This window comes from Paraburkholderia steynii (assembly GCF_900100565.1).
GTDB lineage: Bacteria > Pseudomonadota > Gammaproteobacteria > Burkholderiales > Burkholderiaceae > Paraburkholderia > Paraburkholderia terrae.
The window spans coordinates 1-13,588 of the sequence record NZ_FNDI01000018.1; the positions used below are offsets into that span (position 1 = coordinate 1).

The following is a 13,588-nucleotide window of genomic DNA, read 5'->3' on the forward strand; positions in this document are numbered from 1 at the left end:
AGTCGGTCCCAGACGCCGGCCGCCTGCCAGTCCCGCAGACGGCGCCAGCAACTCATGCCGCTGCCGCAGCCCATCTCGCGCGGCAGCAGGTCCCAGCGCAGGCCCGTCTGCAGGATGAACAGGATGCCGGTGAGCACCGCGCGGTCATCCAGTGGTTTGCGTCCCGGATAGCGTGAACGGCGAGGTTTGGGTGGGGGCAGCAACGGTTCGATGAGTGCCCAAAGTTCGTCGTCGAGTATGGGTTTAGCCATGTCCTTTTCGTCGTCGAAACAATGAAAAGGTTAACAGGATTCATCGAGAGTAAACAGCCCCTTTGTTCATTCTGTTAAAGGTTCTTAGTGCATGAAGCGGGGCCATGCAAATAGGGGGCTCTCAAGGAAACGGCCAGAGTAGGGAGGACTATGGACTACGCGCTGGTGACGGGCGCATCGACTGGAATTGGCTCAGAGCTTGCCAGGATTTTCGCGCAGGATGGGATCAATCTTGTGCTTACGTCGAGCCCCAGAAGTCGCGAAAAGTTGTTGATCTATGCCAGACAACTGAGCGACGAGTTCGGGGTCGACGCGCGCGCGATTTCTGAGGATCTTTCGGTGCCTGGCGCGTCGGTGCGCGTCGTGGCGCAAGTTGATGCACTTGGGCTGCCTATTACGTATCTGGTGAACAATGCGGGGGTTGGAATAGTAGGGCTTGCCTTTCAAGACTATGAGTTGGCAGAGCTGACCGCGATGCTGCAACTGAACATTGTCGCTCTGTCCGAATTGACCTTGTCTTTCGTGCCACGGATGATCGAGAGAGGCTTCGGCCGTATATTGAATCTCAGCTCGTCGGCAGGATACGTCGTGCCTCACTCACTCGAAGCAGCCTATGCTGCTTCCAAGGCTTACGTGATTAGTGTATCGGAAGCGATTGCGTACGATTTGCGCAATACCGGAGTGACATGTACGCATCTCGCGCCCGGCCCAACCCGCACAAACTTCTTTGCGAGAGCCGGCCTGATCGATGAGCGACGCATGGAGAAACTTGGGTATAGCACGCCTGTCGAGATTGCTCGGATCGGATACGACGCGATGATGTCGGGCCGAACGGCTGTGATGCCTGGTCTGAGTAACAAGATCGTGACATGGCTCGCGCGAGTCTCGCCGTCGAGAGCCTTGACCGGCAAGATATCCGGCTTCGTGGTCTCGCGCGAACTAGATTGACCGGCAGTAGTTCAGAGATAGCACCTTAAGCTTACGTCGCCAAGCCGGATTGATTCGGTGTCGACGACGACAGGAAAGTTTGGTTGGAAACTGATGAAAAGTAATCGGCATATCAGAGCGTCTGGTCAAACCTGAATCTTTCCCCACTCGAGCAGGGATTCATGAGGCACCTACGACTTACTCGCCAGGAAAGCAGGAACCAAACGCGGCAACGCCTTTGCGATTCTGCGCAAGCGGTCTTTATGAAAAAGGGATTCGCTGCCGCCAGCGTTGAAGATATCGTGAAGGCGGCGGGCTACACACGAGGCGCGTTCTATTCGAATTTTCATAACAAAGTCGAGCTGCTCCTTGAGTTGCTGCGTAGAGATCAAGAGACAATACGCGCTGTATTGCATAAAATATCTGGAGAAGGAGCCACGCGCGAAGAGATGGAGGCACGTGTATTAGATTACTACGGCAAGCTGAATCATGACAGAAAACACTGTTTGCTCTGGATGGAAGCAAAACTCCTTGCAACACGCGATGGTCGCTTTCGGGTTTGCTTCAATGTTTTCCTTCATGAGAAGCTAGAACAGCTTAGCGCGTATGTTCGTGAGTTTTCGGCGCGCGCGGGTACGCCGCTGCCGATGCATGCTGAAACGCTAGCTATAGGGTTGATGGGGCTGCTCGATGGCGTGCGGTTCTATCACGTGCTCGATCCGTTGCACGTGACAGAGCATGTGGCGGAGTCGGTACTTTCAGAATTCTTTGCGCGTGTGGTGTTGGGTAGGAGAGCGGAACGCGCGGATGATGCTGCTCCGATCTTGCGTAAACCAATATGCTAATCCAGTAATACGCACGAACTTGCTGCGTCTGACTTGAGCCAATGTAGAGTTCGGCTAGCGGCTGTGCGGGGGTATGACGCAGACTATTCTGATGAGGTGCGAGCGATGTGGAAGAAAAAATACATGGCTTAACAAGAAGACGACGTATGCGGATCCGGGGCGGGCCACGGCCAGCAACATAAACTCTTGGCTACGGGTCCTGCCACGCCCTCGTTCGCCAGACTATCTGACTTCACTTGGGCCATGGCCTGTCCACCGCCTGAAGGCCCGTCGAAAATTGTGGGAGTCGCTAAAGCCGACTTCATACGCGATTTCTTCGATTGACAAACGGGCATTTGTAAGAAGGGTGAGTGCACGCTTCTTCCGGATGTTGTCCAGAATGACCTGGTACGATATGCCGCTGTCTGCGAGACGCCGACGCAGCGTGCGATCGCTCATGCAAAGCTGATTTGCGACTTCGGCCAGCGTAGGTGCTTGTTGCAGATCGCGCCTGACGATCCGCTCGATTGACTCAAGAAGGTCGGGGCCGTTAATTTCCTGAGATTTAGTAATCTGTAGAATCTCAAGTACCTGTCTATGGCTAAGCGGGTCGTATGTAGCGATCGGGCGAGCTAACCATGTGGCATCGCACGAAAAGAGATTGTCTTTCTGCTCATATCGGATTGGGCATCTGAAGATACGATCATATTGCTCCGAATACGCAGGCTTAGGAAAGCTGAGGTCGATCTTGCTCGGTCGGAAATCGTCGCCGACTAACGCGTGTACGATCTTCAAAAAATTTCCAAAAGCTTCTTCGACCAGAAAGAGGAGGATGTCGGGCTCGTGGTATCGACTGGTAGCGCTAACAGATGCAGTCGAGGGGGTCTGGTGAAGATCGAGAAGGAGCATGGAACCCGCGTGATTCTGCATGCTGATACCGAGTGAAACCGCCTCGCCGAGAGTCGGACTCGTGAGCATTGCATACCCCACCAGGCCGATCGATCCGATTGTCTCGTTGATGCCGATGTCAAGCCCGAGCGCCCGCCCTGGGGCTGTTTCTATGGCCCTGCGGATCATGGAGCTAGCCTGGCGAAAGGAAACGCGACATTCAGGATTCGACAAATCTGCAACTTCGAAACCCAGACCTTGGCACAGACGGTCCGGGCTGATTCCGAAGTCCTTGCTCATGCCAGCGAGGCAGCGCAACAGATATACCTGAAGATTCGCGGTGGTATATCGACTGTTGTCGTCCATATTGAGTCTGTCTCCTGATATTTCATATTGTCGGCAAAACGAAAGCTTTCGCCTGGCCGCTCCCCAAGCTAGCACCATATGGCCATTGGTGATTAATATACCTCTCGCGACGAAGGGTCAAAAATAATGCCGCAACCCGACCATTACGCCCAACTGCGTGGTGCTCGCCGTGGGAGCTTGGCCGTTGATGCCGACCAACTGGGCACCGATCAGTCCTCCACGATATATCGAATAGTCGGCTTCGGCGTATAACATGTCACGTTTGGACAGAGCATAGCCGCCCACAACCTGATACTGCTGCGCCCTCCCATTGAAGTCAGCGGTATAACCGGTCTGTCTGGTCCACCAGCCATTGGCGGCAAGGGTCAGGGAAGGGGTGACACGATAAGCGAGTCCGGCAAGGATCATTTGGCGTTTGTCGAATCCGCCCGGGCTGGCTGGATTAACGACCTGTTGTGGCGAGATAATCCCAAGGGCCGCGAGGTCGGTGGCACTGTATGGGCCATTGCCAAACGACGTGAAGTCGTTATCGCGATCGTTTTGGATGTAGCCCGCATTGATCGTGAACTTGCCGACTGTGAATGACCCTCCGCCTGTATAGATATCAAATTTGCCGTTTGTAACGTCGTCTCGACTACGCAGGAAGGATACTCCCAGCTTGATCGGCCCTTTGTCCGGTGCATATGAGAGGGACCCGCCAAATTGGCTGCCGGCGCCTCCACCGCCCGCCTGTCCACCGGGTGCATATTGGGCAAGGATAACCACGTCGCCGAGTTGCGCGCCGTAGTGGATCATGTTGCTCGTGCGTGCGCCACCAAGTACGGTCTGTTCCGGTTTGAACAGATTGACGTAGGGATCCTGGTCGCCGGTCCAACTGTTGGAGCCGTACGCGAGTGTCACACCTTCAAATGCGACGTTGTATTGCCGGCCAAATGTCAGTTGACCGAGAGTTGGCGACAACAGCCCCACGTACGAAATTTCAAAGAAGTTCTCAGAGCCAAACGGTGTGATCGCGCCGCTTCCCGGATCGAAGTGACTCTCGATGTCGAACAGCGCCTGATTGCCGCCCCCCAAGTCTTCCTGCCCTTTCAAGCCCCAGTAGCTTTCGGCGAGACCGCCGCCATTCGTCATTGATACCTTGTTGCCCGCCGACAGTGGCGTACCGTCCGCTGCGTATGAGACTCCGTGGGTTTGATACCGAATACCTGCGTCAAGGACACCGTACAGGGTCAAGCTGGTCTGCGCCAGGGAAACGGTAGAAAACAGCTGCAAAGCTGCGCTGACTGCTCCTTTGCGCAGGGTCCGTCGTTTTGTATTGCGATCCATGCCACCACCCATGTTATCGATCTTCAGTTTGAATGAGCTAACGGACAACCTGCGGGCAACTGATCGACGCGACTGAGGTTCTCCGTCTCACCGAACAGTTCAATCCCTACGTAGGAACGCATGTTCATCTTTTCGCCGCTCACACGTAGCACGGTCTCGTAGTGTCTGCCAGTGCGAGGATCAAAGGCCCAGCCATCGCGCCACGCTCCGTCGGAAAAGTGCGATAGCTGTGCGATGCGGACACCGCAACTGGCTCGTTTCCCGCTGGGGCTTGCGTCCTGGTCCCAGACGATAACTCCGCAAAGCGCACTATCGTTGTCCGTGCAGGGGCCGAATTTGACTACGGCATCATGTTCGGCAGTCAGCCAAAAACCTCTGGCGGCCAGGCGGGCAGGGTCGGCATCGCCAGCGAACGCGATGTTCGAAATTGCGAGCGATATCGCAATTGGTAAGCCGAGAAATTTCAATATGGTTTTGATGAAATGCACGAATTGTCTCCTCTTTGAAGGGGCTGGCGTGGCCGATATGGACATCTCGAACCTGAATCGATGTTTGGCTGCAAGCCAGTCACGAAGGTAGGAAGCCAAATTGTTCGATGCCAACGCAAAACCGGCCATTCGCATGGTTCGTTTCGGCCATGGGCTGTATGGGACACGAGCGTGACATCCGGCACACTGCGGATTCGTTTCCACTTGGCGAGATGACCATAAATGACTCGACGGTGTCCGCATTTGCGGCGCGCAACGGGAGTGCTGCAATTTATGCTCTTCCCAACGCCCGTCCGTGGCACTGTGGTCGTCGCAGTGGGGCGGGACTTGGGTCACTCGAAAGTTGTCAGGAGGATAAAATGAATATTCCTTCGCTTGAGGGAAAAGTAAGTGCAGAGGAGTGGAGGCTCCGCTGTGATCTCGCAGCGTGTTATCGGCTCGTTGCGTTATACGGGTGGGACGACCTGGTATTTACACACATCAGCGCACGCGTTCCGGGGCCAGACCACCACTTCCTTATCAACCCATACGGCTTGCTGTTCAGCGAGATAACAGCATCATCGCTGGTACTCGTCGACCAGGAGGGCAGCAAAATCAGCGACTCGCCGCTTCCGGTGAATCGCGCAGGCTTTGTGATTCACAGTGCTGTTCATGCGGTCCGCGATGACGTGCAGTGTGTGATTCATACGCATACGCGCGCCGGCGTGGCTGTGAGTGCGCAAAAATGCGGTGTGCTTCCCATCTCGCAACAGGCGACATTCGTGCTGGGGGCACTTGGCTATCACGATTACGAAGGGGTGGCGTTACACGATTACGAGAAGCCACGCCTCCAGGAAGACCTCGGAGATGGAAGTTTCCTGATGCTGCGTAATCACGGGTTGCTTACAGTGGGACGAACCATCGCCGATGCATTCCTCGCGATGTACATCTTTGAAACTACCTGCCAGATTCAAATCGCGGCTCAGGCTGGCGAGGATCTTGTGCCTATCGATACGCGCATCCTTGACGGCGTTGCCGAAGCGGCACACGTGCAGACCGACGGCCTGGGAGGTAGTTTCGTTTGGCCGGCTTTGCTGCGCAAAATTGAGCGCAGCGACGCTAGCTATAAATCGTGAAGAGGATTGCCGTGGCAATTTGAATGAGCTGCCAGTCGCTACACTGAATCACACATCGGTTTGTTACTATTTCAATTGGAGTCATCCACCATGGAATTTCTCGAAGAAGTCACCGCAAAGTTCAAGGACGCTATTTCTCGCGGACCTACACCGGAAAAAAGCCTGAAAATTGATCTTAAAAATTTGGGCTTCATTGTGGTCACAAGTACGACCGTCTCCAACGACGACGGCGAAGCCGACACAACCATCACGATCGCTCGTAAGGATTTCGAAGATCTGGTTGCAGGAAAACTGAACCCGCCGATTGCATTCATGCAAGGTAAAATCAAGATCAAGGGGGACCCGACAGCCGCTCTCCAGTGGCTGCCGGTTATTCAGCGTACATCAGGTACTGATTGAAGCAATGTTTGTGAAGTATGAGCGGATCGTATTCAGAAATATCGCGACAACATGTAAATGTGATGCGCGACAATTAGTGACTTAATGGGCGTTGCTCAATTAGAGCAGGTAGAAGTCAAGATTTTTGTAGGCGCAGACGCTGGAGAAATCGCGCTTGTAACGATCGTCATGTCGAGAGTGGGGTAATAGGCAGGGCGTATTGACCTATTTCCCCTCTCTCTCCTTCGCACCGGCCCGCTCTGGGCGTCTGCTTTTCATGCACGTCGTCAGCATTGCGCAACCTAGATTACCTCAACTGACCTTGACTACTCCGATCTTGGATCCACCATCCATCGCGTTGCCTTTTCTGGTTTGAGCCCCCGGGTGTGGATGCCCATCAGTGATTTGACGGCTCGCTAAGAGATAGGTGTTGACGTGCGTCCAGAGTTGAATTCATCGGAAGGTCTCCTGGCCGCCCATATACAGGTCGATTCGGGTGTAGATCATGGCAGAGTGGTGCGTTCATCTGCCAAACCATCAAACCATCATGCTGGAAATTTCATTCCGGTTTAAGTTGAGTGTAACCAGAAATGCCTGGCGCACAACCGGACCAACGGCGAGGCACCGTGCCCAGTGGTGCGGCGCGTGAAGGATGGGCGCTGCTGATATGCGGCTGCTGCGGTCGGGCGTTGACCGTTCGCTGCCGGTGTTACGGCTGCTATTATCCATAGTACGTGTGCGCTGCTCGCCCTCCCGACGGGCTCGCGACCATCGTTTGAATGCGTATGCGCAGCGACTGGCTTAACAACGCAATCGGCGAGTAGTTTTACTGCTCTGCAGTCATCCTAACTCGAGCTCGCTGTGACCGCCTTGGAGGGAATCTAGCAACGCGATCTTGCGCCAGTGGCACATGCGCCTCGAATACACCGAGTAGGAGCTCGCCCTCGCTGAACGTGGCTGCCGGGTGCGACATAGCCAACCGTCTGGTAGGCGGGGTACCCTCGAGCGGTGCGGGAATGACGCGGTGCTTCACCTTGTGGCGACGACGACGGACGTCGCCCAGTTCCAAAGCAGAAGGCACGCGTCGCCACGTCCGAACAGAAAGCTCTGGTCCTCGCGCTGCCGCGGCTCCGACGAGCGCCGACCACATTGGCGAAGGTCGCAAGCGAATGTTGCGACTGGTCATTCGGCGCATCACGGTCGGGAGACGGTTCGCCGCCAGGCAAGCGAAACTGCGTATTGGCTGGCAGGGCAGCGGACGGTGGGCTGTTCGCGGTTGCCCAGGCAACTGCCGCAGCGATGCGTTATCCCGGCTCTATGAGTTCCTCATAAGGTTAGCCTAGCGATCACCGAGCGGCATGGCGCAACTGTCGGCGCGCTGATGTTCCAGGGCAATCCTTCGACGGACACGTGCTAGCCGAGCAATTTGAACAGACTTCGATCCTGTTGCAGGAATTGCAAGCCGCATCGCGCGTGAACACGGTGAAAGAGTGGGACGCTTTCAAAAAAGGCAGCGGCGCTTGCGCGAACACCGGCGGGCCGTTCAACCGGTTGCCGGACACTTGAAGCCCGATCACGGCGCGGGCCGCTGCTGGTTCGAGGGCGACCGGCGATGCTTTACTCAGCCGCACTGCACGCAGTTGGCTATCAGGTTGATCTTGATGTGCGGTCTGTAGTCGCGACGCTGCTATGGCTAAAGTAGTCGTGGATCAACGCCAGTTGAACAACAGACTCGTATAGCGCCTGTGTTCGAGAGCCAGTCGTGCAACCAAAACACCGCTTTCATATACGGCTTTTGCGAGTTGCCGGCGAAACTCGGTGGTGGTCGAGGCAACCTGTACCCGTCCGCCTCGCTGTTGCCGCTATCTCAGGTGACAAAGCAGGCCCCACCACTGTGGCGCCATCGTTCTAGACGGTGCTCAAGCAGACCACGCAACGTTTACCTTGCAGCATCCTTGATTCCTATTCCCTCAATTGGGGGTGTGCCGCCGGTCCCGCGCTACCGGGCCACCGGTGCGTGGTTAGACGGCGTAAAGGAAATAGCGAGGTAGGCAATGGGGATCGATGTTTTTGTTGATTATCGATAAAGTATGGGATACTCTACGATGGTGCCCGGGGAAGAGTTTGGGCCTATCGAATGAGGAGATTCTTTAATGACGTCAGTGCGGGACATTGCGTACGTCCGCTACCAGGCGACGGACCTAGACAGCATGGAGCGCTTTTTGTCAGATTTTGGGCTGGTTCTGGCCACCAAAACCGACAGAGCGCTCTATATGCGGGCACGCGGCGGTAGCCATCACGTCCATATCACCGAGGCCGGTGATTTGAACCGCCCAATTGGCTTCGGCCTTTTTGCGGACAGTGAAGAGGGGCTTCGAGCGTTTGCAGAATTTGTTGGCGAGCCTGTCGAAGACAATCCGGAGCCGGGTGGTGGAAAACGTGTGCGAACCAGGGATCCGTCGGGTTTTGTAATTGACCTACTTTACGGTCAGCAGCGCGTAGAGCCACTTCCTCACCGCCAAGGTATCGCGATGAACTTCGATTCAAGCCGGAGCCGTCGGGGGAAAGCGGTTCGATTGAAGCCTTCACCTTCGGAAGTTTTGCGGTTGGGCCACGTTGCCATTCTTGTCCCCGACTTCCGAGCGAGTTACGCCTTCTATCGCGATGCCTTGGGCATGAAGCCTTCGGATCTGTACTACGCAGGCTCGGAAACGAACGAGATTGCAGCCTTCATGCGCTGCGGACTGGGTGGAGAGTGGACTGATCATCACACTGTTGCTCTTGTCTCGAGCAGTAACGGTGAGGCGCGGTTTGACCATAGTGCCTTTGAGGTGGTCGACCTGGACGATGTCATGCAGGGTGGTCAGTACCTCAGGAGTCGTGGCTACATGCATTCTTGGGGCGTGGGGCGCCACGTTCAGGGTAGCCAGATTTTCGACTATTGGCGCGACCCGTTCGGTAACAAGATCGAGCATTGGACTGACGGTGATTTAGTCAACGACGAAACGCCGGTCGGGCGTGCGCCGATTTCCAATGACGAACTGCAGCAGTGGGCGCCGCCACTGACGCCGGAATTCTTTGAGTAATGAGCGCTCGACATAATCCACTCCTCTCATCTATCAAAGCACAATGAAACTCGCTCGATTTAGCGCCAACGGCCGTACCGTGATCGGCGTGGTCAAGGCCGACAAGGTCTACGAAATTAATATGCTTCTCGGCGACGATGCCCCGACGTCGATCCGCGAGATTCTGGCCGCAGGTTCGTCCATGCGGTTCAAAATCGAAAGGGCGCTAGAAACGGCGACCGGGGGAAGCAGCATCGCCGGGGTTCAATTTGAGGCACCGATTCCCGACGCACAGAAATACCTGGCGATCGGTATGAACTATCAGGACCATGCGGAGGAGGCCCGTGCTGCTGGCATCCCGATCCCAAAAACGCAACTCTGGTTTAACAAGCAAGTCACGTGTATTACGGGACCCTATGCCGATGTTCACCGGCCGCGTGTGTCCGACAAGCTTGACTACGAGGCTGAGCTGGGTGTGGTCATTGGCACGCGGTGCCGCTATGTGAGCGAGGCAGATGCGCGCAGTGTTGTCGGTGGCTACTTTGTCGCGAACGATGTGACGGCTCGCGATTGGCAAGCGGCCAGTCCCACTTTTACTTTGGGGAAATCGTTTGACACTCATGGTCCTATTGGCCCGTGGATTACGACGGATGATGAAGTCAGCGACCCTCATACACTTGAAATGCGCCTTTTTGTCAACGGGGCACTTCGCCAGCAGCAGGTTACGGGGAACATGATCTATAACATCTGGCAGCAGATTCATCATCTTTCACAGGTCATGACCCTTGAGCCGGGTGATCTGATCGCGACGGGAACCTGTGCGGGCGTGGGGATCGCTTTGAATAGTTTCCTGCAACCAGGCGATGTCGTCCGCGTGGAGATCGACGGTCTCGGTCACATCGAGAATCGGATCGTGGAAGAGCCGACGGTGTAGTTCGATCAGTCGGAAGAAATAATCAGGAGACGAAAATGGAGTTTGACGCCGATGTGGCCATCGTTGGCTATGGGCCGGTCGGTCAGGCGATGGCAATTGGATTGGCGGGGCAGGGGCATCGAGTGCTCGTGCTCGAACGCTGGCCGTCGCTATATCCGCTGCCACGCGCGATCGTGTACGACCACGAGGTTGCGCGCATTTTTCAAACGCTTGGAGTGGCAGATGCGCTTGCACCGCACACGTCGCTGAGTTCGAGGTACGAATGGCGGAATGCGCAAGGAGAGCCCCTGAAAATTTTCAATGGGCTTGATAAATTTGGGATTTCAGGCTGGCCGCAGCGGTTAGGGTTCAGCCAGCCGCAACTTGAGCGGATACTGGATGAGCGAGTCCGTTCGTTTGGCGGCCGGGTGTCCATTCTGCAGGGTTGGGAGCTCTCGGCCCTAGAGCAGGTTGACGAGGGCGTCGCGCTTGAAGCTACGGAAACGGAGCACCCGACAAATCCGGCGAAGCGGTTTCATGTGAGATACATCGTCGGTTGCGATGGGGCCGGAAGTTTCGTGCGCCGCACGATGGGCAGCGAGTACGAAGACCTCGGTTTCTCGTCTGACTGGCTCGTTGTAGATGTATTGCCCGTCGACTCAAGTCTGTGGACGAGTGAGCTCATACAGATCTGCGATCCTGCTAGGCCGACAACAAACGTATCCAGCGGACCGGGCCGACGCCGCTTCGAGTTCATGCTTCTGGAAGGTGAAACCAAGGATGACATGAACAACGCATCCACGGCGTGGAAGCTTCTCACACCCCATGGCTGGACGCCTCAGAATGCGATACTTGAGCGACACGCGGTCTATACGTTCCGCGGCTGTGTCGCCAACCAGTGGCGCAATGGCCAGATACTGATCGCGGGCGACGCGGCTCACCTCACTCCGCCTTTTGCAGGCCAAGGGCTATGCGCGGGGATCCGTGACGTGGCCTCTTTGGTGTGGCGACTCGATCTTGTGCTCAGGGGGCTTGCTGATCCAGGCATTCTCGCCTCATACGGTGCTGAGCGCGGCCACCACGTACGCCAGTTCATTGAGTTTGCGATCGAACTCGGCAAGGTGATTTGCGTGTTGAACCCGGTCGCGGCTGCTAAGCGCGATGCGCAGCTACTTGGCGAAGGATCTGACGGAGAGGACCGCTTTCCGACTCCGCGGCTCAGGGCTACTGAGTGCCTGCGACCAGGTGACCCGCTGGCGGGACAGCTTTCACTTCAGGCCCGTGTGTGCGTCGGCGACCATGTCGGCCGGTTTGATGATCTGGCTGGTGGCGGTTGGGTTCTTCTTTCATTGGATGCTAATCCAGTAAATGACCTAAGCTCGAGTCAGTGGGCATTTATGCTGCGTGCCGGTATCCGTCCGATCTGGCTGGGCCGGGGTGGCACCGTTGAGGATGTGGATGGAAGCTATCGCGAGTGGTTTTCGACACTTGGCTGCGAGGCCGTTTTGATTCGCCCGGACTTCTATATCTTCGGCGGCGGAGCGCCGGCCGAGCTAGTAGGTGAGCTTGAGAGAGCTCCCTTTTGGCGGAACGCTCGACCGAATGGTCGGGTCTCGGACAGTAAGAGCGAGATTGGTCAAACCTAACTCCAAGGCTACCGGGAAGACCCCGAGCCAGCTTCGCTGGACTGAGATGCCGCACACCGGTTCCGTCGTTGTAGATGTGCGCAAACAGCATCCGGCGTCGCGCACGGTAGCTCGCCTTCCCGGCGCCTGCCAGCGAGGCTGACCGAAATGTCATGCTCCTCGCCGAAAGATCGCTTGTACTCAATCCGTTGCATTACTCCTGCCCCTGTATGACGTCCGTGGCGCCGAGTCTTTTGCAGCGTGGATACGTAGACAGGGAGCCCTTCGGCAGGATCTAGGAATGGTGTGCGCTTGCCTATTCGAAGATTGACGCCGTGAACAGTCTCGATTGTGGCGAGAGGCGATGGCCGAATAGCTACTTACATATGGCGGTGTTTTCGAAGTGAATCGGAAGCGGGTGAATCAAATTCGCTATATTTTGTAGTCCAAATCAGTTGATTGAAGCAGATATATTTCGTATTCAAAGGAGTAGATTCGCATGAAAGAGAAAATAATCATCACGTGTGCGCTGACCGGCGCAGGGCCACTGTCTCCTAATCCCAACCAGCCGGTCTCTCCGAAGCAGATTGCCGATTCGGGTCTCGAAGCCGCAGAGGCGGGTGCTGCGATTCTTCATATTCATGTTCGAAATCCCCAAACGGGGGCCTTCTCTGGAAACCTCGAGCTGTACGAAGAGGTTGTGGAGCGTATTCGCGAGCAGAACAAGGAAGTCATTTTGAATTTGACTACCGGCCTCGGATCGGGCTTCGTCCCCGCTGACCCGATGCTGCCGGACACGGCCGGCGTTGGCACTCACATCTGGACTGCTGAGAAGCGGGTTGCGCATATTGTGAAACTCAAGCCGGAGATTTGCACACTTGACCTAGTGACGGCACAGGTTTTTGAAGGTGTGGTCATCAGCATGGAGCCGGTACTCATTCGAATGGCTGAACTTGTTCGCGCTGTGGGCGTGACACCAGAGATCGAACTCTTTGACAGTGGTGATGCGGTACTTGCTAAGCATCTGATCGCCAAGGGGGCGCTCGAGGGCCCCGGGCTCTACTCGTTCGTCATGGGCTTGAATTTCACCATGCCGGCTTCGACGGAAACCATGGCCTATATGAAGTCATTGCTGCCCCCGGGCGCGACCTGGCAGGGATTCGGGATCGGGAGAAATCAGTTTCCAATGGCGTTGCAGTCATGTTTGCTTGGCGGCCAGGTGCGCGTCGGCATGGAGGACAACGTTTATATTGCTCGCGGAGAGTTTGCGAAGAGTAACGCCGAACTGGTCATAAAGGCGCGCCGTCTAGTCGAGAACATAGGTCCTTCTATCGCTACGTCAGCGGAAGCGCGTCAGATGCTCGGTTTGATGGCACGTTGACAACTCCGGTTGTGAGAGGGGATGAGTCGACACATTGCATC

12 protein-coding genes are annotated in these 13,588 nt (G+C 55.9%); 8 read left to right on the plus strand and 4 right to left on the minus strand.

What is annotated here, in order from left to right; translation table 11 throughout:
* On the minus strand, positions 1-251 hold a 251-nt coding region (locus BLT65_RS28210; RefSeq protein ID WP_143036571.1), incomplete at its 3' end, for a transposase.
* Positions 252-401: 150 nt separating this feature from the next.
* Here BLT65_RS28210 and BLT65_RS28215 point away from each other — a divergent pair.
* Both BLT65_RS28215 and BLT65_RS28220 read left to right on the plus strand, forming a co-directional pair.
* On the plus strand, positions 402-1,199 hold the full coding sequence (locus BLT65_RS28215; protein ID WP_091783698.1) for an SDR family NAD(P)-dependent oxidoreductase: 798 nt from the start codon (positions 402-404) through the stop codon (positions 1,197-1,199).
* A gap of 161 nt (positions 1,200-1,360) precedes the next feature.
* On the plus strand, positions 1,361-2,023 hold the full coding sequence (locus BLT65_RS28220) for a TetR/AcrR family transcriptional regulator (protein ID WP_091783701.1): 663 nt from the start codon (positions 1,361-1,363) through the stop codon (positions 2,021-2,023).
* Between the two features lie 222 nt (positions 2,024-2,245).
* On the opposite strand, the gene BLT65_RS28225 is transcribed toward BLT65_RS28220, so the two are convergent.
* From BLT65_RS28225 to BLT65_RS28235, 3 genes are all read right to left on the minus strand, one after another.
* Positions 2,246-3,256 carry an AraC family transcriptional regulator gene (locus tag BLT65_RS28225; RefSeq protein WP_091783704.1) on the minus strand — a complete coding sequence of 337 codons (1,011 nt, stop codon included), beginning with the start codon at positions 3,254-3,256 and terminating at the stop codon, positions 2,246-2,248.
* A 117-nt stretch (positions 3,257-3,373) separates the two neighbouring features.
* A complete protein-coding gene (locus BLT65_RS28230; RefSeq protein ID WP_091784144.1) occupies positions 3,374-4,582 on the minus strand; it encodes a porin in 1,209 nt (402 codons plus the stop codon).
* Positions 4,583-4,605: 23 nt separating this feature from the next.
* The gene (locus BLT65_RS28235) at positions 4,606-5,199 is read right to left on the minus strand and encodes a DUF2147 domain-containing protein (RefSeq protein ID WP_244186666.1); all 594 of its coding nucleotides are present in this window, start codon (positions 5,197-5,199) and stop codon (positions 4,606-4,608) included.
* 230 nt (positions 5,200-5,429) lie between these two features.
* On the opposite strand from BLT65_RS28235, the gene BLT65_RS28240 reads away from it, so the two are divergent.
* From BLT65_RS28240 to BLT65_RS28265, 6 genes are all read left to right on the plus strand, one after another.
* Positions 5,430-6,185, plus strand: coding sequence for a class II aldolase/adducin family protein (locus BLT65_RS28240; protein ID WP_091783707.1), 756 nt, complete (start codon positions 5,430-5,432; stop codon positions 6,183-6,185).
* 90 nt (positions 6,186-6,275) lie between these two features.
* On the plus strand, positions 6,276-6,584 hold the full coding sequence (locus tag BLT65_RS28245; RefSeq protein WP_091783710.1) for an SCP2 sterol-binding domain-containing protein: 309 nt from the start codon (positions 6,276-6,278) through the stop codon (positions 6,582-6,584).
* 2,189 nt (positions 6,585-8,773) lie between these two features.
* Positions 8,774-9,649: a VOC family protein gene (locus BLT65_RS28250; RefSeq protein ID WP_244186668.1), complete on the plus strand. Its 876-nt coding sequence runs from the start codon at positions 8,774-8,776 to the stop codon at positions 9,647-9,649.
* A gap of 43 nt (positions 9,650-9,692) precedes the next feature.
* Positions 9,693-10,562, plus strand: coding sequence for a fumarylacetoacetate hydrolase family protein (locus tag BLT65_RS28255; protein ID WP_091783720.1), 870 nt, complete (start codon positions 9,693-9,695; stop codon positions 10,560-10,562).
* 35 nt (positions 10,563-10,597) lie between these two features.
* Positions 10,598-12,187 (plus strand): bifunctional 3-(3-hydroxy-phenyl)propionate/3-hydroxycinnamic acid hydroxylase MhpA, encoded by a 1,590-nt coding sequence (mhpA, locus tag BLT65_RS28260; protein WP_091783723.1) that lies wholly within the window; start codon positions 10,598-10,600, stop codon positions 12,185-12,187.
* Positions 12,188-12,665: 478 nt separating this feature from the next.
* Positions 12,666-13,547 (plus strand): beta-keto acid cleavage family enzyme, encoded by an 882-nt coding sequence (locus BLT65_RS28265; protein ID WP_091783726.1) that lies wholly within the window; start codon positions 12,666-12,668, stop codon positions 13,545-13,547.
* Positions 13,548-13,588: the final 41 nt, after the last annotated feature.